Source organism: Delftia sp. ZNC0008 (assembly GCF_000799035.1).
In the GTDB taxonomy this organism is placed as follows: domain Bacteria; phylum Pseudomonadota; class Gammaproteobacteria; order Burkholderiales; family Burkholderiaceae_C; genus Comamonas; species Comamonas tsuruhatensis.
Genome location: NZ_JTKZ01000274.1, coordinates 1 through 619 on the forward strand (window position 1 = coordinate 1; position 619 = coordinate 619).

The 619-nt window shown below is 66.2% G+C and carries 1 pseudogene; it reads right to left on the bottom strand.

Annotation, left to right across the window (positions count from 1 at the left end):
• Positions 1-619: pseudogene (locus L995_RS08995) on the bottom strand (hypothetical protein); the annotation flags it as partial.

Genomic DNA, 619 nt, shown 5'->3' on the forward strand with positions numbered 1-619 from the left:
CACGGGGCGGCGCACGCTGTAGACACTGAATCCAGGCCCGTAGGTGCCATAGCGATAGGCGCGCATGTTGGTGCCGCCCAAGGCATCGAAGCTCGGAGGGGGCGGCAACTGGAAGAAGGTGGATACCCCATCCACTCCTGTGAGGTAGAGGTCAGGCAGGCGTGTCTGGAACACGGCCTTGCCGCCGTTGTATCCGTTGACCTTGCGAACACGCCAGCGCCCGGTACAGATGCGTGTGCCAGGAACTACTGCGGGCGTGAGGATGAAGGGCTGCGGGCTCGTCCCGTTGGAGTGCGTGAGCTCCGGCACAAGATCGCCTAGCAAGTCCACCATGGTGATGCCGATCCCGCTCTCGCGCTCGTTCGCCGCATCCTCCGGCCAGATCTCCATGGTGGTCGAGTTGCCGATGCGCACGATGCGATAGGCCGTGCCGTCGGGCAGCCGACCGGCCTCCACTGGATTGGGCACGACCGACAGCCGCGCCATCATGCAGAAGCGGTAAAAGGCCGCCTGAGCCATACCAAGCTGGTTGGCCGAGGCCGGCAAGCCGTGTACGCGCAGCGCCGGCGGGGCCACCGCGCCGATGGGCACGCCGCCGGGCTTATAGGTGTGCGGGTCC